The sequence below is a fragment of the Streptomyces sp. NPDC053493 genome, from assembly GCF_044544825.1.
Taxonomy (GTDB): Bacteria; Actinomycetota; Actinomycetes; order Streptomycetales; family Streptomycetaceae; genus Streptomyces.
The window spans coordinates 22,434-47,418 of record NZ_JBITXS010000001.1 but is presented as its reverse complement, the minus strand read 5'-3'; the positions used below and the strand labels follow the sequence as shown (position 1 = coordinate 47,418).

General features: G+C 73.9%; 17 protein-coding genes. 9 read left to right on the top strand and 8 right to left on the bottom strand.

The features are described 5' to 3' along the window. Window positions 1-145 precede the first annotated feature (145 nt). The 8 genes from rimP (at window position 146) to ACIGO8_RS00150 (ending at window position 11,288) form a co-directional block, all read left to right on the top strand. Window positions 146-652, top strand: coding sequence for a ribosome maturation factor RimP (gene rimP, locus ACIGO8_RS00185; RefSeq protein WP_399722149.1), 507 nt, complete (start codon window positions 146-148; stop codon window positions 650-652). 2 nt (window positions 653-654) lie between these two features. Beyond that, a complete protein-coding gene (gene nusA / locus ACIGO8_RS00180) occupies window positions 655-1,650 on the top strand; it encodes a transcription termination factor NusA (protein ID WP_399722148.1) in 996 nt (331 codons plus the stop codon). A 96-nt stretch (window positions 1,651-1,746) separates the two neighbouring features. Then, window positions 1,747-2,025: a YlxR family protein gene (locus ACIGO8_RS00175; protein WP_399722146.1), complete on the top strand. Its 279-nt coding sequence runs from the start codon at window positions 1,747-1,749 to the stop codon at window positions 2,023-2,025. A 160-nt stretch (window positions 2,026-2,185) separates the two neighbouring features. Then, the gene (infB, locus tag ACIGO8_RS00170) at window positions 2,186-5,245 is read left to right on the top strand and encodes a translation initiation factor IF-2 (RefSeq protein ID WP_399722144.1); all 3,060 of its coding nucleotides are present in this window, start codon (window positions 2,186-2,188) and stop codon (window positions 5,243-5,245) included. A 142-nt stretch (window positions 5,246-5,387) separates the two neighbouring features. Beyond that, window positions 5,388-5,681, top strand: a complete 294-nt coding sequence (locus ACIGO8_RS00165) for a DUF503 domain-containing protein (protein ID WP_116158557.1) — start codon at window positions 5,388-5,390, stop codon at window positions 5,679-5,681. Window positions 5,682-5,708: 27 nt separating this feature from the next. After that, window positions 5,709-6,149, top strand: a complete 441-nt coding sequence (rbfA, locus tag ACIGO8_RS00160; RefSeq protein WP_399722142.1) for a 30S ribosome-binding factor RbfA — start codon at window positions 5,709-5,711, stop codon at window positions 6,147-6,149. Further along, a complete protein-coding gene (gene truB / locus ACIGO8_RS00155) occupies window positions 6,146-7,045 on the top strand; it encodes a tRNA pseudouridine(55) synthase TruB (RefSeq protein ID WP_399722141.1) in 900 nt (299 codons plus the stop codon). The genes rbfA and truB overlap by 4 nt, the downstream gene beginning before the upstream one ends. Window positions 7,046-10,334: 3,289 nt before the next feature. Further along, the gene (locus ACIGO8_RS00150) at window positions 10,335-11,288 is read left to right on the top strand and encodes a bifunctional riboflavin kinase/FAD synthetase (protein WP_399724186.1); all 954 of its coding nucleotides are present in this window, start codon (window positions 10,335-10,337) and stop codon (window positions 11,286-11,288) included. Window positions 11,289-11,367: 79 nt separating this feature from the next. Here the strand turns inward: ACIGO8_RS00150 and ACIGO8_RS00145 are convergent, their stop codons facing one another. The 8 genes from ACIGO8_RS00145 to eccE form a co-directional block, all read right to left on the bottom strand. Continuing rightward, a complete protein-coding gene (locus ACIGO8_RS00145; protein ID WP_399722139.1) occupies window positions 11,368-12,363 on the bottom strand; it encodes an oligopeptide/dipeptide ABC transporter ATP-binding protein in 996 nt (331 codons plus the stop codon). Next, on the bottom strand, window positions 12,360-13,325 hold the full coding sequence (locus ACIGO8_RS00140; RefSeq protein ID WP_399722138.1) for an ABC transporter ATP-binding protein: 966 nt from the start codon (window positions 13,323-13,325) through the stop codon (window positions 12,360-12,362). The genes ACIGO8_RS00145 and ACIGO8_RS00140 overlap by 4 nt, the downstream gene beginning before the upstream one ends. Further along, window positions 13,322-14,266 (bottom strand): ABC transporter permease, encoded by a 945-nt coding sequence (locus tag ACIGO8_RS00135; RefSeq protein ID WP_399722136.1) that lies wholly within the window; start codon window positions 14,264-14,266, stop codon window positions 13,322-13,324. The genes ACIGO8_RS00140 and ACIGO8_RS00135 overlap by 4 nt, the downstream gene beginning before the upstream one ends. Next, complete coding sequence (locus tag ACIGO8_RS00130) at window positions 14,263-15,372, bottom strand: ABC transporter permease (RefSeq protein ID WP_399724184.1); 1,110 nt, start codon at window positions 15,370-15,372, stop codon at window positions 14,263-14,265. The genes ACIGO8_RS00135 and ACIGO8_RS00130 overlap by 4 nt, the downstream gene beginning before the upstream one ends. Before the next feature lie 48 nt (window positions 15,373-15,420). Further along, window positions 15,421-17,319, bottom strand: coding sequence for an ABC transporter substrate-binding protein (locus tag ACIGO8_RS00125; protein ID WP_399722135.1), 1,899 nt, complete (start codon window positions 17,317-17,319; stop codon window positions 15,421-15,423). A 200-nt stretch (window positions 17,320-17,519) separates the two neighbouring features. Continuing rightward, a complete protein-coding gene (locus tag ACIGO8_RS00120; protein WP_399722133.1) occupies window positions 17,520-20,783 on the bottom strand; it encodes an SCO5717 family growth-regulating ATPase in 3,264 nt (1,087 codons plus the stop codon). 274 nt (window positions 20,784-21,057) lie between these two features. Beyond that, window positions 21,058-21,918: a hypothetical protein gene (locus tag ACIGO8_RS00115; protein WP_399722131.1), complete on the bottom strand. Its 861-nt coding sequence runs from the start codon at window positions 21,916-21,918 to the stop codon at window positions 21,058-21,060. After that, entirely contained in the window at window positions 21,918-23,243 is a 1,326-nt protein-coding gene (gene eccE, locus ACIGO8_RS00110) for a type VII secretion protein EccE (protein WP_399722129.1), read from the bottom strand. The genes ACIGO8_RS00115 and eccE overlap by 1 nt, the downstream gene beginning before the upstream one ends. Window positions 23,244-23,436: 193 nt before the next feature. Here eccE and eccB point away from each other — a divergent pair, with 193 nt between their 5' ends. Next, window positions 23,437-24,978 carry a type VII secretion protein EccB gene (gene eccB, locus ACIGO8_RS00105; RefSeq protein WP_399722127.1) on the top strand — a complete coding sequence of 514 codons (1,542 nt, stop codon included), beginning with the start codon at window positions 23,437-23,439 and terminating at the stop codon, window positions 24,976-24,978. The last annotated feature ends 7 nt before the right edge of the window (window positions 24,979-24,985 follow it).

The window sequence follows — 24,985 nt, the reverse complement described above, 5'->3', positions numbered from 1 at the left end:
TGTTCGAAGATCTTCGAAGATCGCCGCAGGCGAGCGTACCCGCGGCCCCCGGCCCGGTGGACGGCAACACCCTCCGGGACCGGATACCCTTTGATCTGACACGCGACGAACCCACAACAGCACACGCGGCCGAGGAGTCACCCGGATGAGCACCACCCAGAACGAACGGCTGCGCGGTCTTCTGGAGCCGCTCGTTCACGCGAAGGGCCTCGACCTCGAGGAGATCGAGGTGTCCCGGGCCGGTCGCCGCGGACTGCTGAGGGTCGTCGTCGATTCGGACGAGGGCGTCGAGCTCGACGCCTGTGCCGAGCTGAGCCGCGTCATCTCCGAGAAGCTCGACGAGACGGACGCGATGGGCGAGGGCGAGTACGTCCTCGAGGTCAGCTCTCCCGGCGCCGACCGTCCGCTCACCCAGCACCGACACTATGTGCGCGCCACCGGCCGCCTGGTGAAGCTCCAGCTGACGCCCGAGGCGGGCGGCGGCGAGCTGGTCACCCGGATCCTGGCCGTGGACGAGGACGGGCTGGACACCGAGGTGCCGGGCGTGAAGGGCCGCAAGGCCACCGCCCGCCGGGTCGCGTTCGCGGACGTCGCCAAGGCGCGTGTCGAGATCGAGTTCAACCGCAAGGACAAGAAGGAAGAGGAGGCGTAGCCGTGGACATCGACGTGAAGCTCCTTAAGGGCTTGGCGAATGAGAAGGAGATCTCCTTCGACCTCCTGGTCGAGGCGATCGAGTCGGCCCTCCTCATCGCCTACCACCGCACGCCCGACGCCCGCCGCCACGCGCGCGTGGAGCTGAACAAGAACACCGGTCACGTGACGGTGTGGGCGAAGGAAGACCCCTCCGAGCTGGAGGAGGGCCAGCAGCCCAAGGAGTTCGACGACACCCCGTCGGACTTCGGCCGGATCGCGGCGAGCACGGCCCGCCAGGTCATCCAGCAGCGGCTGCGGGACGCCGAGAACGACGTCACCTTTGGCGAGTACGCGCGCCGCGAGGGTGACATCGTGGCGGGCCAGGTGCAGCAGGGCAAGGACCCGAAGAACGTCCTCGTCAAGCTGGACGACAAGCTCGAGGCCATCCTTCCGGTGCAGGAGCAGGTGCCGGGCGAGGACTACACGCACGGTCTGCGGCTGCGTACGTACGTCGTCCGGGTGGCCAAGGGTGTCCGCGGTCCGTCCGTCACCCTGTCGCGCACCCACCCCAATCTGGTGAAGAAGCTGTTCGCCCTGGAGGTGCCCGAGATCGCCGACGGTTCCGTCGAGATCGCGGCCATCGCCCGTGAGGCCGGCCACCGCACCAAGATCGCCGTCCGTTCCACCCGTTCGGGCCTGAACGCCAAGGGCGCCTGCATCGGCCCCATGGGCGGCCGGGTGCGCAACGTGATGGCGGAGCTGCTCGGCGAGAAGATCGACATCGTCGACTGGTCGGACGACCCGGCCGAGATGGTGGCGAACGCGCTCTCCCCGGCCCGGGTCTCCAAGGTCGAGATCGTCGACCTGGCCGCCCGGTCCGCCCGGGTCACGGTGCCCGACTACCAGCTGTCGCTGGCGATCGGCAAGGAGGGCCAGAACGCCCGCCTGGCCGCCCGCCTCACCGGCTGGCGGATCGACATCCGCCCGGACACCGAGCCCTCCGGCCAGGAGGGCTGAGCGGCTCCGCCGTCAAGGCGGAGATCGTTTTTGGCCAACGACTGTTCGATTTTTGCCCCAAACGGGTGAGGTCGGTACGGGGAGGTAGACTTAAGCGTGTCTGGCCGGACGCAGGCCCGCCCGCGCCCTGAGCGAACCTGTGTGGGATGCCGGGAGCGAGCGGCCAAGAGCGATCTGTTGCGGATCGTGGTGAATAAGGACGAGTGCGTTCCCGATCATCGCGGTACGCTGCCCGGCCGGGGTGCGTATCTGCACCCCGCCTCGGTCTGTCTCGACCTGGCGGTGCGCCGCCGGGCGTTCCCGAGGGCCTTCAAGGTCCAGGGTCCGCTCGACACCGCGGCGCTGCGCGCACATGTCGAGCAGGCGGCACCGTAGAGATGTACGGCACGAAGATGTACGGCACGGAACCCCGTGCGGTCAGGTACCTCGCGAGTTGGAAGTAGGTCGAGATTGCGATGAGCACTCGATGAGTACGCGATGAGTACGCCCATGAAGTAGCGACGGTCCGGCGGTAACCGGACCTCAAAGGAGCGATGTGGCTAAGGTCCGGGTATACGAACTCGCCAAGGAGTTCGGTGTGGAGAGCAAGGTCGTCATGGCCAAGCTCCAAGAACTCGGTGAATTCGTCCGTTCGGCGTCCTCGACGATCGAGGCGCCGGTCGTGCGCAAGTTGACTGACGCTTTGCAGGGTCCCGGCGGTGGCGCCGGCAAGACCGCTGCCAAGCCCGGCGCGCCCCGCAAGGCGACGCCCGCCCCCAAGCCGGCCCCGGCGCCCTCCCCGGCGCAGGCCGCACGTCCGGCTGCCCCGAAGCCTGGCGCGCCCACCCCGGCGCCCAAGCCCGCGGCCGCCGAGAAGCCCGCCGCGGCGCCCGCCGCGCCGGGCACCCGTCCGACCCCGGGTCCGAAGCCCGCGGCTCCCGCGCCCAAGCCGGCGCCCGCCGCCCCGGCTCCGACCACCCCGGAGTTCACCGCGCCTCCGTCGGCCCCGGCCGCCGGTCCGCGCCCCGGTGCCGGTGCCCCCGGCCCGCGTCCGACCGGCGCACGTCCGGGCCAGCAGGCCCCGCGTCCCGGTCAGCAGGCCCCGCGCCCCGGCCAGCAGGCCCCGCGCCCGGGTGCCCGTCCGGCCGGTCCCCGTCCGGGCAACAACCCCTTCACCTCCGGTGGCTCCACCGGCATGGCGCGCCCGCAGGCGCCCCGCCCGCAGGGCGGCGCCCCGCGTCCCGGCGGCCCCGGTGCCCCGGGTGCCCCGCGTCCGCAGGGTCCGGGTTCCGTCCCGGGCGCCCCGCGTCCCCAGGGCGGCGCTCCGCGTCCGACCCCGGGTGGCATGCCTCGTCCGCAGGCTCCCCGTCCGGGCGGCGCGCCCGGCGGTAACCGTCCGAACCCGGGCATGATGCCGCAGCGTCCCGCTGCCGGCCCGCGTCCGGGCCCCGGCGGCCGTGGCCCGGGTGGCCCCGGCGGCCGTCCCGGCGGCGGTGGCGGCGGTCGTCCCGGATTCGCCGGCCGTCCGGCCGGTCCCGGCGGCGGTGGCGGCGGCTTCGCCGGCCGTCCCGGCGGTCCCGGTGGCGGTGGCGGCGGTCGTCCGGGTGGTCCCGGCGGCGGTGGCGGCGGCTTCGGCGGTCGTCCCGGCGGCTTCGGCGGCCGTCCCGGCGGTCCGGGTGGCCGTGGTGGCACGCAGGGCGCCTTCGGTCGTCCCGGCGGTCCCGCGCGTCGCGGTCGCAAGTCGAAGCGTCAGAGGCGCCAGGAGTACGAGGCCATGCAGGCCCCGTCCGTGGGCGGCGTGATGCTGCCTCGCGGCAACGGCGAGACCATTCGCCTGTCGCGCGGTGCGTCCCTCACCGACTTCGCGGAGAAGATCAACGCCAACCCGGCGTCGCTCGTCGCGGTCATGATGAACCTCGGCGAGATGGTCACGGCCACGCAGTCCGTCTCCGACGAGACGCTGCAGCTCCTCGGCGACGAGATGAACTACGCGGTTCAGATCGTCTCGCCGGAGGAGGAGGACCGTGAGCTGCTCGAGTCCTTCGACATCGAGTTCGGCGAGGACGAGGGCGGCGAAGAGGCCCTGGTCTCCCGTCCGCCGGTCGTGACCGTCATGGGTCACGTCGACCACGGTAAGACCCGTCTCCTCGACGCGATCCGCAAGACCAACGTGGTCGCGGGCGAGGCCGGTGGCATCACCCAGCACATCGGTGCCTACCAGGTCACGACCCAGGTCAACGACGAGGACCGCAAGATCACCTTCATCGACACCCCGGGTCACGAGGCGTTCACCGCCATGCGTGCCCGTGGTGCGAAGTCGACCGACATCGCGATCCTCGTGGTGGCGGCCAACGACGGTGTGATGCCCCAGACGATCGAGGCGCTGAACCACGCCAAGGCGGCCGACGTGCCGATCGTGGTCGCGGTCAACAAGATCGACGTCGAGGGCGCGGACCCGGTCAAGGTCCGTGGTCAGCTGACCGAGTTCGGTCTGGTGGCCGAGGAGTACGGCGGCGACACCATGTTCGTCGACATCTCCGCCAAGCAGGGTCTGCACATCGACTCCCTGCTGGAGGCCGTGGTCCTCACCGCCGACGCCTCGCTCGACCTGCGGGCCAACCCCGACCAGGACGCGCAGGGCATCGCGATCGAGTCCCACCTCGACCGCGGCCGTGGTGCCGTCTCGACCGTCCTCGTCCAGCGCGGAACGCTGCGCATCGGCGACACGATGGTCGTCGGCGACGCGTACGGCCGTGTCCGGGCGATGCTCGACGACAAGGGCAACAACGTCGAGGAGGCGACCCCGTCGACTCCCGTCCTGGTGCTCGGTCTCACCAACGTTCCGGGCGCCGGCGACAACTTCCTGGTCGTCGACGAGGACCGTACGGCCCGCCAGATCGCCGAGAAGCGCGCCGCGCGTGAGCGCAACGCCGCCTTCGCCAAGCGCGTCCGCCGGGTGTCCCTCGAGGACCTCGACAAGGTGCTCAAGGCCGGTCAGGTCCAGGAACTCAACCTCATCATCAAGGGCGACGCGTCCGGTGCGGTCGAGGCTCTCGAGTCCTCGCTGCTCCAGCTCGACGTCGGTGAAGAGGTCGACATCCGCGTCCTGCACCGCGGTGTGGGTGCGGTCACCGAGTCCGACATCGACCTGGCCATGGGCTCCGACGCCATCGTCATCGGCTACAACGTCCGTGCGGCCGGCCGTGCCGCGCAGATGGCGGAGCGCGAGGGCGTCGACGTCCGGTACTACTCGGTCATCTACCAGGCGATCGAGGAGATCGAGGCCGCGCTCAAGGGCCTGCTCAAGCCGGAGTACGAAGAGGTCGAGCTCGGTACGGCGGAGATCCGCGAGGTCTTCCGCTCGTCCAAGCTGGGCAACATCGCCGGTGTCCTCATCCGCTCGGGCGAGGTCAAGCGCAACACCAAGGCGCGCCTCATCCGCGACGGCAAGGTCGTGGCGGAGAACCTCAACATCGAGGGTCTGCGCCGCTTCAAGGACGACGTCACCGAGATCCGCGAGGGCTTCGAGGGTGGTATCAACCTCGGAAACTTCAACGACATCAAGATCGACGACGTCATCGCGACCTACGAGATGCGCGAGAAGCCGCGCGCGTAAGGCACAGCGCTGAGACCGGGGCCGGTCGGCGGAAGTATTTCCGTCGATCGGCCCCGGCCGTTGCGTGTACGGTTTTGATGTTCCTGCCGGGCGACGGCCCGGCAGGCCGTCGAACCCGAACCGGCGGGACATCCGGCACCGCATGTACGTGGGGACTCTGTCCTTCGATCTGCTCCTCGGCGACGTTCACTCGCTGAAGGAGAAACGCTCCGTCGTCCGGCCCATCGTCGCGGAACTCCAGCGCAAGTTCTCCGTGAGCGCGGCGGAAGTGGGCGACCAGGACCTCCATCGCAGAGCCCGGCTGGGCGTCGCGCTGGTGTCCGGGGACGCCGGGTTCGTGTCGGACGTGCTCGACCGCTGCGAGCGGCTGGTCGCGGCCCGGCCCGAAGTGGAACTGCTGTCGGTGCGACGCAGGCTCCACACTGATGAAGACTGAATGCAAGGCAAAGAAGGAGAAGGACCAGTGGCCGACAACGCGCGGGCGAAGAAGCTGGCAGACCTCATCCGGGAGGTGGTCGCCGAGAAGCTGCAGCGCGGCATCAAGGACCCGCGCCTGGGTACGCACGTGACCATCACGGACACCCGCGTCACCGGTGACCTGCGGGAGGCCACGGTCTTCTACACGGTCTACGGCGACGAGGAGGAGCGCGCGAGCGCCGCCGCCGGCCTGGAGAGCGCCAAGGGCATCCTGCGCTCGGCCGTCGGCCGGGCCGCGGGCACCAAGTTCACCCCGACGCTCACCTTCGTGGCCGACGCCCTCCCGGAGACCGCCCGCAACATCGAGGACCTCCTCGACCGGGCGCGCGCCTCGGACGCCAAGGTCCGCGAGGCGTCCTCCGGCGCGACGTTCGCCGGTGAGGCCGACCCCTACAAGAAGCCGGGCGAGGACGAAGCCGCCGAATGAGCACCTCAGGGAAGACGCCCGACGGCCTTGTCATCGTCGACAAGCCGTCGGGCTTCACTTCGCACGACGTCGTGGCCAAGATGCGCGGGATCGCCAGGACCCGCCGGGTCGGCCACGCCGGCACGCTCGACCCCATGGCCACGGGCGTCCTCGTCCTCGGCGTGGAGCGGGCGACCAAGCTGCTCGGTCACCTCGCGCTGACCGAGAAGGAGTACCTGGGCACCATCCGCCTGGGCCAGACCACGATCACGGACGACGCCGAGGGCGAGATCACGGCGTCGGTCGACGCGTCGAAGGTCACCCGCGAGCAGATCGACGCGGGCGTGGCCGAGCTGACCGGCGACATCATGCAGGTGCCGTCGAAGGTCTCCGCCATCAAGATCGACGGCAAGCGGTCCTACGCGCGGGTGCGCGGCGGCGAGGAGTTCGAGATCCCGGCCCGGCCGGTCACCGTCTCCTCCTTCCAGGTGTACGACGTGCGCGAGGCGACCGCCGAGGACGGCACGCCCGTCGTCGACCTGGTCGTCTCGGTGGTCTGCTCCTCCGGCACCTACATCCGGGCGCTCGCCCGCGACCTGGGCGCCGGGCTCGGCGTGGGCGGTCACCTGACCGCGCTGCGCCGCACCCGCGTCGGCCCGTACAAGCTGGACGCGGCCCGCACCCTCGACCAGCTCCAGGAGGAGCTCACGGTCATGCCGGTCGCCGAGGCGGCCGAGGCGGCGTTCCCGCGCTGGGACGTCGACGAGAAGCGGGCCAGGCTGCTGCTCAACGGCGTACGCCTGGAGATGCCGGACTATCCGGGCGGCCCGGTCGCCGTCTTCGGCCCGGGCGGGCGGCTGCTCGCGCTGGTCGAGGCGCAGCGCGGCAAGGCGAAGAGCCTGGCGGTCTTCGGCTGAGCCGAGCCGTACGCCCGCGCCGCGTGGCGTGCGGCAGGCCGGGACGGGGCGGGGCACGTACGCGTGTCCCGCCCCGACGCGTATCCGGGGCCTGACGTGGGTCCGCGGCCTGACGCGTATCCAGGGCCCGGCGCCGGGCCCTTCCGGGTGGTTCACCCTTTCGGGCAGGCGCTCGATGTGAACCGGGGGAGTGCGAGGGGGCGCGTTCGCGGGTGCGCTTCACTCGGTGATCACCGCGACCTACCGTCGAACCATGGGGAGCGGGGACCTGCCGACACTGGTACGGATCGAGGATCCGGCCGGCCGGCCGGTCGGCACCGGATTCCTCGCCGACCACCACGGCACCGTGCTCACCGGACACGAGGTCGTCGCCGGACTCGACGGCCTCCGGCTGCGGGTGCCCGGCGGCCCGCCCCGCCCTGCCGGCCCCGACGCCGTCACCGCGCTGCCCGGAGCCGGACTCGCGCTCGTCCGCACCGAGGGCCTCGCCGGCCGGCCCCTGCCGCTCGCGGCCCGGCACGGCTTCGAACCGGGCACGTACGTACGGATCGCCGCGCACGGCTGGCGCGAGGCCCGGGTGCTCGGCGCCACCGCGGGACCCGCCCTCGAACTCGCCATCGGCACCGAGGGCGCCGAGGCCCTCCACGGCGGCGAACCGGCCGCCGGAGGCCCCGTCCTCGACCCGGTCACCGGCGCTGTCGTCGCCGTCCTCGGCACCGCGGCGCACGGCGACCGGCGCGCCGCCGGTCACGCCCTGCCCATCCCGCCCGACGGCCCGCTCACCGCGCTGCTGCGCCGCAACGCCGCCACCGTGCCCTGCTACGGCCGCGACCTCAACCTCGCCGGCGTCCTCGAACTCACCGCCACCACCACCGCCGGCGCGCCCGAGGACCTGCCCGCCGCGCGGGTCCGCGACGACGGCACCGCCCGCGTCCTCGCCGTCGTCGGCCCGCCCGGCACCGGCCGCACCACCGCCCTCGCCGGGCTCGCCGCCGCCCGGACGCGCGGCCCGGCACCCGCGCCCACCGTCTGGCTGCGCGGCGCCGACCTGCGCGCCGGCGACCGGTCCGTCGCCGACGCCGTCGGCCGCGCCCTGCGCCGCGCCGGACGCGTCGCCGCCGCCTCCGGCACGCCCGGCGACCCCGCCTCCGTCACGCCCGAGCAGGCCGCCGCGCACGGGCCGCTGCTGATCCTCCTCGACGGCCCCGAGGAGATGCCGCCGCAGCTCGCCCACGCCCTCGGGCCGTGGACCGCCGCGACGGAGGAGTGGCTGACCAACCACGGCGCCCGCCTGGCCCTCGCCTGCCGGCCCGAGCACTGGGAGCAGGCGAGCGGGCTGTACGGGACGGAGCCGGCGACCGTCGTCCTCGGCGACCTCACCGAGGCGGAGGCGGCCCAGGCACGGCGGCGGCACGGCGTCCCCGACGACGGCATCGCCGAGGCCGACGCCCGCCACCCGCTGGCGCTCCGGCTCCTCGGGGAGATCCGGGCGGCCGCCCGCGGTGACCTGCCCGGCCGGCCGGACCGGCACGAGATCTTCCAGGCCCACCTGGACCTGATGTGCCTGCGCGTCGCCGTGCGGATCGCGGCCGCCGCCCGCCCGGTGCCGCGCGGCACCGCCGTCCGCCGCCTCGCCGCCCGCGTCGGCGGCCACGTCCACGAGGCCGCCCGCCGCTGCCTCGGCCCCGGGCAGGGCGAACTGGACCGCGCGTCCTTCGAGGAACTCTTCCCCTGGCGCACGGGCTGGGCCTCCGCCGTCCTCACCGAGGCCCTCCTCGTCCCGGCGGGCGCCGGCTACCGCTTCGCCCACGAGGAGCTCGCCGACTGGCTCCAGGGCGCCCACCTCGACATCGACCGCGCCCTCACCACCCTCGTCCACACCCCGGCCCCTCTTCCCGTGCCCCGCCACCGCATCGGGCCCGTCCTCCAGTCCCTCCACCACCTCCAGCACGACCATGGCCCGGAGGCCCTGATCCCGCGCCTCACCTCCCTGACGGAGGCGCTGGCCGGCTTCGCGGAGAAGGGACCGGGGGAGGCCGGGGAAGGGGTCTGGTGGGCTTCCCGGCTGCTCGTCGGGGCGCTGGCCGGGCTGCGGGACCCGCGGGCCTGCCTGCCGGTGCTGCGGCGGCTCGCGGACCGGATCGGGGAGCGGGCGGGCGGGGACATCGGGGAGCGGGCGGGCCGGGACGAGGTGTACGCGTCGTTCGGGCAGGAGTTCTGGGGCGCGGTGGGGGTGGCCGAGGACGAGCGGATGGATCTGCTGCGGCGGCTGGTGGCCGGCGACCCGGCCGCCGGGCCGCGGTTCCTCGACGTGGCCGCCGCCCGGCTGACGGCCGACCCGCGAGGCGTGCAGCCGATGCTGTGCCGGTGGTTCGCGGACGAGCGGCCGCTGGCCTCGGCGCCCGGCGCGACCGTCGGCAACGCCGCGCAGGCGCTCCTGCACACCCACCGCGGGCTCGCCGTGGACGACCTCTGCGAGGCCCTGGTCGCCACCGCCCATCCGCTCGCCGAAGGGCTCCTCGCCGCGCTCGCCGAGGACGAGCCCGCCGCCGTCTGCCGGGCCGTGGACCGGTGGGCGCACGACGACGGGCGCCCGGAACGGCGCGCCGCCGCCGCCGCGTACGGACAGCTCGTCGCCCCGTACGCGACCGCCGCCGCCGACCGCGACACCCTGCGCTACGCCGCCCTCGCCCTGCTGGCCCGCCCCGAGGACCGCCCGCACCACGGCGCCGCCCTCGGGCTGCTGCTGCGCGATCCCGGCACCCGCGCCCGGTTCCTGCCGCGCGCGCTCGCCGACCCGGCCGTTCCCGTCGACGCGCTCGCCGCCGGGCTGCCCGCCGACCCCGACCCCGAGCCCGTCCTCGACGCCCTCCGCGCCCGGCTCCACGGCGCCGAGCCCGCCGCCGTCCTGCGCGCCCTCGCCGCCCTCGACCCGCCGCGCCTCGCCCGCCGCGCCGCCGCGCTCGCCGCCGCCTACGCGGAGCGGCATCCCGAGGGCGCCCCGCTCGTCGCCCGCTTCGTCGACGCCCGGCTCGAACAGGGCCCGGCCGTGCGCTGCGTGCTGCGGCCCCTCGTCGTACGGCTGCTCGCCCTGCCCGCCGCCCGGACCGCCCTCGCGCCCGTCCTCGCCGCGCCCGGCACCGGCGCCTCCCGGTTCCTGCGCCGCGAGTTCCGAGACATGGCCAACACCATGCCGATGCCGACGCAGCCGCATGCTCATGGCAGTCTTAGACCTGCGCCAACAGGCGTACACGCGGACTTGGGTACAGGCGGACGAGGAGCGGTCACAGTGCAGCGCTGGCGTGGCTTGGAGGACATCCCCGAGGACTGGGGGCGCAGCGTCGTCACCATCGGCTCCTACGACGGGGTCCACCGCGGGCACCAGCTGATCATCGGGCGGGCCGTGGAGCGGGCCCGCGAGCTCGGCGTCCCGTCGGTCGTCGTCACCTTCGACCCGCACCCGTCCGAGGTCGTCCGCCCCGGCAGCCACCCGCCGCTGCTCGCCCCGCACCACCGCCGCGCCGAGCTGATGGCGGAGCTGGGCGTGGACGCGGTCCTGATCCTGCCCTTCACGGCCGAGTTCTCGCAGCTGTCGCCGGCGGACTTCATCGTGAAGGTGCTGGTCGACAAGCTGCACGCGAAGCGCGTGATCGAGGGCCCGAACTTCCGCTTCGGCCACCGCGCCGCCGGCGACGTCGGCTTCCTGGCCGAGCTGGGCGCGACGTACGACTACGAGGTCGAGGTCATCGACCTGCGGGTGCGCGGTGCCGCGGGCGGCGGCGAGCCGTTCTCCTCGACGCTGGCCCGCCGGCTGGTCGCCGAGGGCGACATGGTGGGCGCGGCCGAGATCCTGGGCCGTCCGCACCGCGTCGAGGGCGTGGTCGTACGCGGCGCGCAGCGCGGCCGCGAGCTGGGCTTCCCGACGGCCAACGTCGAGACCCTCCCGCACACCGCGATCCCGGCCGACGGCGTCTACGCGGGCTGGCTGACGGCCGCGGGCGAGCGGATGCCCGCGGCGATCTCGGTGGGCACCAACCCGCAGTTCGACGGCACGGAGCGGACGGTGGAGGCGTACGCGATCGACCGCGAGGGCCTGGACCTGTACGGCCTCCACGTGACCGTCGACTTCCTCGCGTACGTGCGCGGCATGCTCAAGTTCGACACGCTCGACGACCTGCTCGTGGCGATGGCCGACGACGTCAAGAAGGCCCGCGAACTGACCGCCGCCTACGACGCCGCCTGACCGGCCGCCCCAGCGGCCCGGGTCCCACCGGCCCGGGTCCCAGCGGCCCGGGTCCCGTCCCCGGGCCCGGCGGCCCGCCTCAGCCCGTCCCCGGGCCCGTGCCGCCGTCCGCCGCCCAGTGGCACGCCGCCGCCGGCTCTCCGCCGCCCGCCAGGACCGGGAGGTCCTCCGTGCGGCAGCGGGTCGACACGTCGCCGGCCCGGCCCGCGGCGAGGACGTGGCAACGGGCGTGGAAGCGGCAGCCGGGCGGGATGCGGGACGGGTCCGGCGGCTCACCGGTGAGCACGACGGGCGGCACCTCGGACTCCGGAAGCACCGACAACAGCGCCTGCGTGTACGGGTGCTGAGGATTCGTCAGCACGGACTCCACCGGGCCGGTCTCCACGATCCGGCCCAGGTACATGACCGCCACCCGGTCCGCGATGTTCCACGCGAGACCCAGGTCATGGGTCACGACCAGCGCCGACAGGCCCAGTTCGTCGCGCAGGCGCAGCAGCAGGGCCAGGATCTCGCCGCGGACGGACGCGTCCAGGGAGGCCACCGGCTCGTCGGCGACGATCAGTTCGGGCCGCAGGACCAGCGCGCCCGCGATGACCACCCGCTGGCGCTGGCCGCCGGACAGCTCGTGCGGATAGCGCAGGAAGAACCGCTCCGGCGGCCGCAGCCCGGCCCGGGACAGCGCCTCCGCGACCGCCGCCCGCTCGTCCCCGTCGTACCCGTGGATCCGCAGGCCCTCCGCCACCGCGTCGTATACCGTGTGCCGCGGGTTCAGCGAACCGCTCGGGTCCTGGAGGACCAGCTGCGCCCGCCTGCGGTAGCCCTTCAGGGACCTTCCCGTGTACGAGAGCGGCGCGCCCGCGAAGCGGACCTCGCCCGCGGTCGGCCGCACCAGGCCCAACAGCGAGCGCGCCAGCGTCGTCTTGCCGCAGCCCGACTCGCCGACCAGGGCCACGATCTCGCCCGCGCCGATGTCCAGGTCCACGCCGTCGACCGCCCGCGCGGCCGGCGCGCCCCGCCGGCCCGGGAACACCACCCGCAGGCCCTCGGCCGACAACAGCGGCGCCGCAGCGCTCATGACGTGCTCCCCACGTGTACGCAGGCCGCCCGGCGCCCCGCGCCCGCGTCCCGCAGCTCCTGGTCCTGCTCCGCGCACCGCTCCTGCGCCACCGGGCAGCGCGGATGGAAGGTGCAGCCGCCCGGCAGGTCCGCCGGGTCCGGCGGGTCGCCCGGCAGGCCGCGCGGCGCCCGCCGCGACGCCGGGTCGCCGATGCGCGGGAACGCCGAGGACAGCGCCCGCCCGTAAGGGTGCGCGGCCGCCTCGTACACCGCCTTCGCCGGACCCTCCTCGACCACCCGGCCCGCGTACATCACGGCGAGCCGGTCGCAGGTGTCCGCGAGCACCGCCAGATCGTGGCTGATCATCAGCAGCCCGATGTCCTGCTCGGCGACCAGCTGCTCGATCAGCCGCAGGATCTGCGCCTGGATCATCACGTCCAGCGCCGTCGTCGGCTCGTCCGCCACGATCAGGCGCGGGTCGCAGGCGAGCGCCATCGCGATCATCACGCGCTGACGCTGTCCGCCGGACAGCTCGTGCGGATACGCCGCCGCCCGCGCGGCCGGCAGTCCCACGTGCTCCAGGAGCTCCCCGACCCGGGCGCGGGCCGCGGCCGGCGTGGCCCGGCCGTGCACCAGCAGCGGCTCGGCGATCTGGTCGCCGATCCGCCGCACCGCGTTCAGCGAGTGCATGGCGCCCTGGAAGACGATCGAGGCACCCGCCCACCGCACCGCCCGCAGCCGGCCCCACTTCATGGCGAGGACGTCCTCGCCGTCCAGCAGGATCTGCCCGGTCGTCCGGGCGGAGGCCGGCAGCAGCCGCAGCAGCGCGAGCGCCATCGTGGACTTGCCGCAGCCGGACTCGCCGGCCACGCCCAGCTTCTGCCCGGCGGGCAGGGTGAGGTCGACGCCGCGCACGGCGGGGACGGCGGACGCGCCCGTCCCGTACGTCACGCTCAGGTTCCGCACGTCCAGCAGGCTCACCGCCCCACCCCCAGCTTCGGGTTGAGGACGGACTCGACGGCCCGCCCGCACAGCGTGAACGCCAGCGCCACCAGCGCGATCGCGATCCCGGGCGGCGCCAGATACCACCAGTGCCCGGACGAGACCGCGCCCGCCTCGCGCGCGTCCTGCAGCATCCCGCCCCACGACACCACGGTCGGGTCGCCGAGCCCGAGGAAGGCGAGCGTCGCCTCGGTGAGGATGGCCGTCGAGATGCCGAGCGTCGTCTGGGCCAGCACGAGCGGCATGACGTTCGGCAGCACGTGCCGGGTCATCACGTGCCCGTGGCCGCCGCCGAGCGCGGTGGCCCGCTCGATGTACGGGCGGGACTCGACCGCGATGGTCTGCGCCCGCACCAGCCGGGCGGTCGTCGGCCAGCTGGTCACGCCGATCGCCACGATCACCGTCCACATCGACCGGGACATCACGGTCGCGAGCACGATCGCGAGGACGAGGGCCGGCATCACCAGGAACCAGTCGGTGATCCGCATGACGACCGTGGAGAACCAGCCGCCGTAGTGCCCGGCGACGATGCCCACCAGGGTGCCGATGGCGACGGACAGCGCCGCCGCCAGGAGCCCCACGAGCAGCGAGATCCGCGCGCCCCAGATCAGCAGCCCGAGCAGCGAGCGCCCGAACTGGTCCGTGCCGAGGGGGAATTCGGCGCTCGGCGACTCCAGCGCCGTGCCCGGCGCGTTCGTCACCGACTGCACGTCGGCGCCCACGAGCAGCGGCGCGGCGAGCGCGACCAGCCCGATCAGGGCGAGGGCGAGCAGGCCCCAGAGCCCGGCCCGGTGGGAGCGGTACTGCCGCCAGAACCGGGCGACGGTGCCGCGCCGCCGCTGCCACGCGAGCGAGGACCTGGTCGGTGCGGTGTCCGCCGCCGCGGCCCGCGTCGGTGTGGTCTTCGGGGGAGAGGTCATCGGCCCACCCGGGGATCGAGCAGCGGATAGAGCAGGTCGGCGATCAGGTTCATCACGATCATCGCGCCGGCGAAGACCACGAACAGGCCCTGCACCAGCGGCAGGTCGGGCACGCTGAGCGCCTGGTAGAACAGCCCGCCGAGGCCCGGCCAGGAGAACACCGTCTCGACCAGGATCGAACCGGCCGCCACATGGCCGAGGTTGATGAAGACCATGGTGACCGTCGGCAGCAGCGCGTTCGGTACGGCGTGCCGGCGCCGTACGGCGTCGTCGCGCAGGCCCTTCGCCCGGGCGGTGGTCAGATAGTCGCTGCCCATCTCGTCGAGCAGCGAGGACCGCATGACGAGCAGCGTCTGGGCGTATCCCACGGCGACCAGCGTGAGCACCGGCAGCACCATGTGGTGGGCGACGTCGAGCGCGTAACCGAAGCCCGTCTCGCCGGTGCCGGACTCCATGCCGCCGGTCGGGAAGAGGCCCGGGACCGGGCCGATGCCGACCGAGAAGACGATGATGAGCAGCAGCCCGAGCCAGAACGACGGCACGGACCACAGGGTCAGGGCCACGCCCGTGTTCAGTTTGTCGCCGAGGCTGCCGTGCCGCCAGGCGGAGCGGGTGCCGAGCCACAGGCCGAGCGCCGAGTAGAGCACCACGGCCGTGCCGGTGAGCAGCAGGGTCGCCGGAAGCTTCTGCGCGATCAGCTCGCCGACCGGCGCGCGGAACTGGTAGGAGGTGCCGAGGTCGCCGGTCAGCGCCTTGCCGCAGTAGTCGGTGAACTGCTGCCACAGCGGCAGATCGAGCCCGAACTGGTGCCTCAGCGTGGCCAGTTGTTCGGCGGTGGTCGGCATGCCGTGGGTCATCGTCTTCACCGGGTCGCCCGGGATGATCCGGAACAGGAAGAAGCTGGTGACCAGGACGGCGAGGAGCGAGACGGCCGCGCCGCCCAGCTTCCCCGCCGCGTGCCGCAGATAGGCGGCGGCGGTGCCGGAGCGCCGTGCGCCGCCCTCGGAGGCGCGGACCGTGCCGGCGCCGGCCGCGGTGCCGGCCGCACCGTCGCTCTTCGCCACCGAGGCGGGGGTGCCGGAGCCCGGGGCGCCGGCGCCGGGCAGGTCGGCCCCCGGGGCGCCGGTGCTGGGAGTGCTTGCGCTGGTCACGGGCTACTCACGGTCGTCGGCGGTGGTGCGGCGGCGCAGCGCGAGGAAGATCCCGGCGCCGACGACGACCACGACGGCCGCGCCGATCCCGACGACCACGCCGGTGGACGAGCCGCCGGACTCCTCGCCGGAGGCCCGCGCGGCCGGCACGGCCGACCACCAGCTCCAGTAGCCGTCCTGGCCGTAGAGGTTGCCGGCCGCCGCGGGCATCGTGGTGACGGAGGCGATCTGGTCGGTGCGGTAGGCCTCCAGGGCGTTCGGATAGGCCAGGACGTTCATGTACCCGCTGTCGTAGAGCACCGACTGCATCTGCTTGACGACCTCGGACCGCTTGGCGGCGTCGTACTCGACGGCCTGCTGGGCGTAGAGCGCGTCGAAGCGCGGGTCGCAGATGAAGTTGTCGGTGGCGCCGGTGTCCTTGGGCGTCGCGGGCAGCGTGCCGCAGGTGTGGATGGACAGCACGTAGTCCGGGTCCGGGTTGACCGACCAGCCGTCGAAGGCGAGGTCGTAGTCACCCTTCACCCACGGGTCGGAGACGCTGTCGAGGCACTCGACCTTCAGCCCGATGCCGAGCTCGCCCCACCACTCCTGGAGGTACTTGCCGACCGCCTTGTCGTTGGGGTCCGTGGCGTGGCACAGGATGCGGAAGTCCAGCGGCCTGCCGTCCTTGCCGACGCGCTTGCCCTCCGCGTTCTTCCGGTACCCGGCGGCGTCCAGGATCCGGCCCGCCTCGGCGGGGTCGTAGCCGCGCTTCTGGGCATCGGCCGGCTTCCAGAAGTACGTGCCGAAGCGCGGCGGGATGTAGCCCTCGCCCTCGACGGCGTGGCCCTGGAAGACCTTGTCGACGAGGGTGGAGCGGTCGACGGCGAGGAACAGCGCCTTGCGGACCTGGGGGTCGAGCAGCGCCTTGTGCCCGTTGCCGAAGGTCTTGCCGTCCTTGGCGCGCGCGCCCGGGTTGGTGGCGAGGGCGTAGAAGCGGCGGCCGGGCGCGTCGTTGACCTTGATGCCCTTCTGGCTCTTCAGGGCGGCTGCCTGGGCGGGCGTCAGGTTCGGTACGAACGACACCTCGCCCTTCTGGAGGGCGGCGACGGCCGCGTCACCGTCCTTGTAGTACTTGAAGACGAGTTCGTCGAACTTCGGCGCACCGCGCCAGAAGCTCTTGTTCGGCTTCAGCTTGATGTACTGGTCGACCTTGAAGTCCGTGATGACGAAGGGCCCGTTGCCCACGATCGGGAACTGCCGGTCGTTGTTGAACTTCGAGAAGTCGGAGACGTTCTCCCAGACGTGCTTGGGCACGATCGGCACGTCGAGCGCCGTCATCGTCGCCTGCGGTTTCTTCAGCTCTATGACCAGCGTCCGCGGGTCGGGCGCGGTGACCTTCCTGAAGTTGGCCGTGAAGCTGCCGTTGGCGGTCGCCGCGTTCGGGTCCGACATCATCTTGTTGAAGGTCCAGGCCGCGTCCTCGGCGGTGGCGGGCTTCCCGTCGGACCACTTCGAGTCCTCGCGGATCGTGTACGTCCAGGTGAGCTTGTCCGGCGAGGACTTCCACTCCGTCGCGAGGCCCGGGACGGGGTGCGCGTCCTTCGCGTCGTAGTTCGTCAGGTACTCGTACGCCAGCCGGTGGATGCTGGTGGAGACCAGCTTCTGGGCGAGGAACGGCGAGAGCGAGTCGATGCTCTGCGAGACGGCGACGGTGAGGGTGGTGCCGGAGCCCGTCCTGCCGTCGTCCGCCCGGGCCGGCTGGGCCGTCTGGGCCGTCTTGGCCGTGCCGGCCGCCGGGACGGCCTGGGCCGGCTGCGGTACGGACGCGAGCGAGGCGAGGGTGACGCCCGCCGCGGCCAGGTGGCGGAGGGCTCTGCGGGTGCGTGCCGGACGGGGTGGAACCTTCGTGACCATGACCATGGGACGTGACCTCGCGTCGGGATGCGTGCGTCGGGGGATCTGCCGTGGATCTTGGGCTGACGATGGGTGAAGCGAAGGTTTATCAGCGGTGGTCTGCCGTCGTCAACGATGTCTCAAACCCCTTGTGGTCTGCGGGAATGCAAGGAGGCCCCGTACCGGAACACCGGTGCGGGGCCTCATTGGTCTACTCCTGTGACGCCTTACTGCTGAGGGGCTGGCGGCGCCTGCGGAGGCTGCTGCGGGGGCTGCTGCTGCCAGTTGGGCGGCGGCACCTGTCCCTGCGGGTCCGCGTGCGGCGGAAGCGGCTGCGCCGGAGGCTGCTGCCAGCCCTGCGGCACGCCGGGCTGGCCGGGCTGCGCCCCGTACATCTGTCCGGGTGCGGGCGGTGCTCCGTACGGAGTACCCGGCTGACCCGGCTGGCCGGGCTGACCCGGGGCCGGCTGCGGCGGGTACCCGTACGGCTGCTGCCCCGGGTAGGGCTGCTGGCCGGGCACGCCCGGCGCCTGGCCCTGGCCGGGCATCGGCGGCGCCATGTGCGGCGGCATGGCGCCCTGCCCGTCGGCGGTCCACAGTCCCTGCGCCTGCTGCGCCCGTACGAAGTCCTCGGCGACCATCGCGGACAGGTTGAAGTACGCCTCGCGGGTCTTCGGCCGCATCATGTCCAGGTCGACCTCGGCACCGGCCGCCAGGTGCTCGTCGAACGGCACCACGACCACGCCGCGGCAGCGCGTCTGGAAGTGCTGCACGATGTCCTCGACCTTGATCATCTTGCCGGTCTCGCGGACTCCCGAGATGACCGTGATCGACCGCTGCACCAGCTCGGCGTAGCCGTGCGCCGACAGCCAGTCGAGCGTCGTGGAGGCGCTGGAGGCGCCGTCCACGGACGGCGTCGAGATGATGATCAGCTGATCGGCCAGGTCGAGCACGCCGCGCATCGCGCTGTAGAGCAGACCGGTGCCGGAGTCGGTCAGGATGACCGGGTACTGCTTGCCCAGGACCTCGATCGCCCGCCGGTAGTCCTCGTCGTTGAACGTCGTCGAGACGGCCGGGTCCACGTCGTTGGCGAGGATCTCCAGACCGGACGGCGCCTGCGAGGTGAAGCGGCGGATGTCCATGTACGAGTTGAGGTACGGGATCGCCTGCACCAGGTCACGGATCGTCGCCCCGGTCTCGCGCCGCACGCGGCGGCCGAGCGTGCCGGCGTCCGGGTTGGCGTCGATCGCCAGGATCTTGTCCTGCCGCTCGGTGGCCAGGGTCGCGCCGAGCGCGGTGGTCGTCGTGGTCTTGCCGACACCGCCCTTGAGCGAGATCACCGCGATCCGGTAGCAGGAGAGCACCGGCGTACGGATCAGCTCCAGCTTCCGCTGCCGCTCGGCCTCCTCCTTCTTGCCGCCGAGCTTGAAGCGGGCGGAGGCGCCGGGATTGCGGCTGGACTTCGGCTTCTGCTTGTTGTTGCGCAGCAGCCGGTCGGACGACAGCTCGACCGCCGCGGTGTACCCGAGCGGCGCGCCCGGCACCGACCGCTCCCGCTGATCGTGCGTCACGGCCGACGGCCACGCGGCCCCGGTCCGCGGATCGACGGGCGGCTGGGCCTGCGGCGGCTGGGCCTGCGGCTGACCTGGATGCGGGAAGCCGTAGCCGGCCTGGGGCTGGGGCTGCGGCTGGGCCTGCGGTGGCTGAGCCTGGGGCTGCTGCTGCGGCTGGCCGGGGTGCGGGAAGCCGTAGCCGGGCTGCGGCTGAGGCTGCGGCTGGGCCTGCTGCGGGAAGCCGTAACCGGGCTGGGCCTGCGGCGGCTGCGGCTGGGCCTGCGGCGGCTGGGCGTGGGGCTGCTGGCCGGGGTGCGGGAAGCCGTAACCGCCCTGCGGCGGTACCGGCTGCTGCGGCCAGGCCGCGGGCAGCGGCGCGGCCGGCGGCTGCTCACCCGGCGCGCCCTGGGCGGGCCACTGCGGCGCGGCCGCGGGCGTGGCGGGCTGGAACGACGGCGGCAGCGGCGGCAGTCCGGCTGCCTGCTGCGGCGCGGCGGGCGGCAGCGCCCCGGGCACGGCGTCCTGCGGCCCACCGGGCCCCCACGCGCCTCCGGGAGCCGCACCGGGTGCCGTCGCGCCGGGCAGCGCCGTGCCGGCGTTGCCGTCCGCGCCGAACGGGCCGGGAGCAGCGGCACCAGGGGCCACCGCGCCGGGAGTTGCCGCACCGGCGGCGGGCGCCGCACCGGGTGCCGCCGCGTCGGGCAGCGCGGCGCCGGGCGCGCCGGTGTTGCCGTCCGTGCCGAAGGGGCCGGGAGCAGCGGCAGCGGGCGTCGCTGCACCGGGAGTTGCCGCGCCGGCGGCCGGGTCGGCGGCCGGCGCCGTCGCCTCGGGCAGGGCGGTCCCTGCGTCGCCGTCCGGGTCGGACGGACCGGGAGCAACGGTCCCGGACGGGGCCTCCGTGTCCGCGGTGCCGATGGAGTCGGCCGCACCCGGCGCGGCGGGAGCGCCGGCGCTCTCCGCGCCGGGCACCGCCGTGGCAGCGGGGGCGTCCGGCGCAGCCGATCCGGCCGCCGCGCCCGTGCTCTCCGTGCCGGGCGTCGTCGTGTCAGCGGCCTGGTCGCCGGCCGGTGCCGCCGCTCCGGGCAGCGCGGAACCGGCGCCGTCCGTGCCGGTCGTCGCGCCAGGGCCCTGCGTCGCCGTGTCGGTCGCTGCTCCGGTCGAGGCCGAAGAGGCTTCCTCGGGACCGGTCGCCGCGGCGCCGGAGGCCTCTTCCGCCGCGTCGCCGGAGGCCGGCGCCGTCGTCCCGGCCGGGGCCGGGGCGTTCGCCGGCTCGGCGTCACCGCCCGGCACCGAACTCGCCGCCGGGCCGCCAACCGCCGGGCCGCCAACCGCCGGGCCGCCAACCGCCGGGCCGCCAACCGCCGGGCCGTCGACCGACGCGCCGGCCACGGCCGGGGCCGCACCGGCCGGCGCGGCCTGCTGCGGGACGTCGCCGGAGGCCGCCGCGTTCGTGTCCAGGGGCGCCGGGACGCCGGTCCCGGCGGCAGGAGTCGTCGGCGCGCCGCCGTTCTGCTGCTCGGCCAGCTCGGCCATCTCCCGCTTCAGCGCGGCCGGGGAGAAACGCATCGTGGCGCCGCTCTCCACGTCGCCGCCGCCGAACGGCGCGCTCCCGGCGGGCGCGGGCGCCGGCACGGCCGGCGGTGCCGGCGGCGCGGGCGGCGCGGGCGGGGTCGGGCCCCAGCTCGGTTCGTAGCCGGCGGCCGGCGGAAGGCCGGGGACGGCGATCGGCGCGCCGGTCGGCGGCGGAGGCGTGGGCGCGCCCGCACCGCCGCTCGTGCCGCCGGCGGCCCCCGAACCTCCCGACGCGTTCTGCGTGTACCAGGCCGGCGGGGTGTAGTCGATGGTGAACTCACCCGTCATCTCGGCGGGATCCGCGTCGGACTGATCGTCGACGGGAGGGTTCCAGCCCCCGTGGATCTCGTCCCGATCGCCGTTCACTTTGCCTCCTGGTGTGGTCGCGCACCCTTGTGCCGTCGTGGGCGGGCACCTCCCACCCTAAACGCCAACCGTGTCCGTCCGGCAGGGCCGTCCCGCCGCCGCCGGCCGGTGCGCGGGACCGGCGCGGCCCCCAAGTGACCCGCGCGTACCGGAGAGTGAAACCCCCGGTGCTGCGAACCTGCCCATACACGGACAGGTTCGGCTGTTTCGCCGCGGACCCGTCCGGTCCGGCCCGCCCCTCCGGATCCGTCCGGTCCGGCCGTTCCCGCCGGTCTCAGTCCATCCGCCGGGCGGCGCCCAGCAGTCCGGTCTCGGCGTCCGTGGCCTGTGTCATCACGAACTGCCGGTCTCCGGGAGTGCACCACAGCGTCACGCCGTCGGCCAGCGTCGACAACGCCTCCCACTCGGCCCGCTGCAGGCCCATGATGCGGCCGATCTGCGCGGCCTCGTCCGGCGAGACCCGCTGGACGCCGACCAGCGAGGACTTCTCCAGGAGGCGCGGCGCCACCGGGCTGAGGTAGGGGAGGAGCGTGAGGACCGACTGCCAGGGACCGGACACCACCCGGCCGCGCGGCGGCCGCATGCCGCAGTCGCGGACGACGACCACGGGACTTCCGGCCGACGCGCCCTGCGGCGGCACCCGGCCCACGTCGTGCAGAGTGATGCAGGGCTGGCCGCCGCCGGCCGCCTGGGCCAGCGCCGTCCAGGCCGGCGCGCGGCCGGTCTCGACCGCGACGCGCGCGCCGGTGGCCGCCGCCCGCAGCGCGAGCACCTGCGCGGTCCACAGGCCGCCGATGAGCGTGACGTCGTACGGGCTCGGCTGGTTGATGCCGAGCACCGCCGGGCGGCCCTCGGCGTCCACGCCGACGACCAGTCCGTCGTCGCCCACCGGCAGTGCCAGCGCGCCGAGTTGGTCCACGGGCACGGAGTGGCGGTCGCGGCGCGGCCCGATGAGCCCGAAGCCGAACCGGGGCTTGGTGCCCCGTCCCGTACGCCGTGCGCCGCCGCGGCCGCCGGCCGGGCGGGCCCGCCGTGAGGTGGGCACCCCGCCGGTCACGCCGCCCGTCATCGGCCCGCCGGCGCCCGGTTCCGCCGGACCTCCCGCACCCGCACCCGTCGGCATCGGTGTCGTCATCAGCGCGCACCCCCCAGCGGCAGCGTCGCCAGCATGCCCGGCGCCTGCTCGCGGTCGAGCCGCACCAGACCCGTCTTCACACCGCGTGCCACGCGCTCCAGTTCGTGCCGGGCGGCCACCAGTTCCTCGTCGCTGCGCCCGGTGATCCGTACATGTCCGGTGACCGTCACCTCCTGGCGGTCACCACCGCTCAGCGTCAGGCTGAAGGTCGTCGCCAGCGCCGGCAGCGAGGTCAGCAGCGCCACCAGCTGCGGCATCGAGGCCCCCGCGCCGCCCGCGCCGCCGAGCTGGGGCCAGCGCCCCACCCAGTACGTCGTGTGCCGCCGGTCGTCGACCCGCCAGGTCCGTGCCGTCTCCTGCGTACGCCGTCCCTGCGCCTGCCCGCGGCCCGCCTGCGCTATCGCCAGCGGGCTGGCGCAGGTGGAGGTGGCGAGCGCCGAGACGAGCTCCTGCTCGCTGAGGACCGTGGCCCGGAAACCGGCGCCGGCGAGCCGGCTCGCCAGCTGGTCCGCCGCCCGCACCACGCACTTCTGCGCGCCCTGCATGCCGCCGCCGCGCGCCTCGACCGCCTCCGGGCACAGCTCCGGGTCGAGCTTGAGCGCGACCCAGGTGATCCGGACGGCCGGCGAACCCGTCTGTGCCTGCAGCGGACCGTAGTTGCGGGCCGCCATCGACTGCGCGGGCAGGTGCGGCGCGGGCGCCGGCTGGGTGTGCTGCACGATCTGCGCCGACTCGAGCCGGATGCCGTCCACCGACAGCACGTCCCGGATCAGCCCCACGGGCAGCGGCCGCGCCGCGCGGTCGGGCCGCAGCGCCGAGCCGTCGGACTCGATCCGTACGACCGCGGTGAGGAAGGTGCCGTCACCGATCATCCCGACCGGGCGCCGGTCGCGGTCGCTGTACGCGTAGGTGCGCAGCGCCGGGTCGCACTCGACGACCGGCGCGAGCCCCGGCTCCGTGCCCTCGGGCACGGTGAAGGAGGCGGCCCGGCGGGCGCGGGCGCGCAGCGCGAGGAAGGTGGAGAGCCACTCGGGCAGCGAACGCCGGTGCCGGCGCACCACCGCGAGCAGCACGAGCAGGGCCGCGACCACACCGGCGGGCACGAGCATCAGCTTGTCGACGACCGCGGCGACGACCAGCAGGGCGGCCGCCACCTCGATCAGTACGAGCTGTTGCAATCGGAACGCCCCGAAGTGTCCCGGCCGGGCCTGGAGTCTCGGTGAGACCGAGGACGCGACCGGTGAACCCGGCCCCGGGGCAGGGGAGGTGGAGGGCGCGGAAGAGGACGCGGCCGCAGCGGGCCGCGTCCGCGTCGCGGAAGCCATGATGGAGAATCCCCCTCAATTCGTCCCGATCACCGTGGCCCGCCAGGCCTTTGGCGGCCGGATCACCCTACCCGGCCCACAAGCGTCTGCGGACAGCAGGCATAGTAGGGGGCCGGTCGACAAGGCGGGGGCCCGGGCGCCATGCTCCCCGGACTCGCCGCGGGATGACTGCGCCTGACGAAAATGGGGACTCATGGCATCACGGCGGGACGAGCTCAACGCGTACACCTTTGCGAAGAAGCGCACGGTCGCGGCATTCCTCCAACCCTCTCCCTCGGGTACGGAGGAGGGAGCGCCCAGGCCGCTGCGCGCGGTGCTTCCCGGGCTGATCGTCGGCGCGCTGGTGATGGCGGGCTTCGGCGCCTGGGGCATGTTCAAGCCCACCGCGCCCAAGGACTGGGACAAGCCGGGCACCAAGGTGATCGTCGGCAAGCAGTCCACCACCCGTTACGTGGTCCTCACCACCGGCAAGGGCAAGAACAAGAAGACCCTGCTCCACCCGGTGCTCAACCTGGCCTCCGCCCGCCTCCTGCTGAGCCCCGACGACTTCCAGGTCATCCAGGTCGACGACAAGACCCTGGACGAGGGCAAGCCGCCGCGCGGCCCGATCCTCGGCATCCCCTACGCGCCCGACCGCCTGCCCGCGCCCGCGGACGCGGGTGACGCCAAGCGCTGGGCCGTGTGCGAGCAGCCCGGCGGCGGCCACGGCGGCAGCGTGCAGAAGGCCACCTTCCTCTTCGCCAAGCGCGACTTCGGCCGCACCGACGACCGCAACAGGCTGAAGGACGGTCAGATCCTGTACGTGAAGGGGCAGAAGGACGGCGCCCAGTTCCTGGTCGACCACACGGGCACGAAGTACCGGATCGACGAGAAGACGCCCAACCTCGTCACCACGCTCTTCGGCGTCAACCGGCAGCCCCAGCAGGTCACCGACGACTGGCTGGCCACCCTGAAGACCGGCGAGCCCGTCGACTTCCCGCACATCCCCGGCCAGGTCGGCACCACCGCGGGCGCCGGCGGCACGCTCACCGGCACCGAGGACCGGATCGGCATGGTGCTGCTCGCGCAGACCGGCTCCGGGCCCCAGCACTACGTGGTGCTCCAGGGCAAGGTCCAGCCGGTCTCGCCGTTCACCGCCTGGCTGCTCATCAACTCCCCGCAGACCGTCGGACTCGGCATGAAGGGCCAGGCGAGTCCGGTCGACGCGGCCTCCCTCACGCCCGACTCCGAGGTGTTCGAGGGCCGCCGCCACTGGCCCCAGCGCCGGTCCGACCAGATCAACACCGTCGGCGGCGCGGGCGCCCGCGACACCATCTGCTCGGTCCTGCGCAGCGTCGACGAGAAGGGCAACACCACCCTGTCGACCTGGGCGGGCACCGCCTATCCCGCCGACATCACGGCCGGCGGCACCAGCACCTACGTCACGCCCGGCACCGGACTGCTCTACACCCAGATCCAGGGCAACCAGTCCAAGCCCGACGGCTCGCTCTTCCTCGTCACCGACACCGGTCTGCGCTACGCCGTCCAGGCCAACGGCGACAGCGACTCCGGCCGCTCCGACATCGGCGCGCCGCAGCAGCCGCAGAGCGACGGGCGCCCGGAACCCAGCGACGCGCAGAGGCGTCTCGGCTACGAGAGGGTCACTCCGGTGCTCGTGCCGATGGAGTGGTCGGAATTCCTGTCGAAGGGACCGCGCCTGGACACCAACAGCGCGCGGCAGCCGCAGGGTTCGTGAGGAGGAA

What these genes read in the sequence shown, in the direction of transcription:
- rimP (WP_399722149.1), top strand. Translation starts at nt 146, where the DNA reads ATGAGCACCACCCAGAACGAACGGCTGCGCGGTCTTCTGGAGCCGCTC.
- ACIGO8_RS00165 (WP_116158557.1), top strand. Translation starts at nt 5,388, where the DNA reads ATGTACGTGGGGACTCTGTCCTTCGATCTGCTCCTCGGCGACGTTCAC.
- truB (WP_399722141.1), top strand. Translation starts at nt 6,146, where the DNA reads ATGAGCACCTCAGGGAAGACGCCCGACGGCCTTGTCATCGTCGACAAG.
- ACIGO8_RS00145 (WP_399722139.1), bottom strand. Translation starts at nt 12,363, where the DNA reads ATGAGCGCTGCGGCGCCGCTGTTGTCGGCCGAGGGCCTGCGGGTGGTG.
- ACIGO8_RS00135 (WP_399722136.1), bottom strand. Translation starts at nt 14,266, where the DNA reads ATGACCTCTCCCCCGAAGACCACACCGACGCGGGCCGCGGCGGCGGAC.
- ACIGO8_RS00125 (WP_399722135.1), bottom strand. Translation starts at nt 17,319, where the DNA reads ATGGTCATGGTCACGAAGGTTCCACCCCGTCCGGCACGCACCCGCAGA.
- ACIGO8_RS00115 (WP_399722131.1), bottom strand. Translation starts at nt 21,918, where the DNA reads ATGACGACACCGATGCCGACGGGTGCGGGTGCGGGAGGTCCGGCGGAA.
- eccE (WP_399722129.1), bottom strand. Translation starts at nt 23,243, where the DNA reads ATGGCTTCCGCGACGCGGACGCGGCCCGCTGCGGCCGCGTCCTCTTCC.
- eccB (WP_399722127.1), top strand. Translation starts at nt 23,437, where the DNA reads ATGGCATCACGGCGGGACGAGCTCAACGCGTACACCTTTGCGAAGAAG.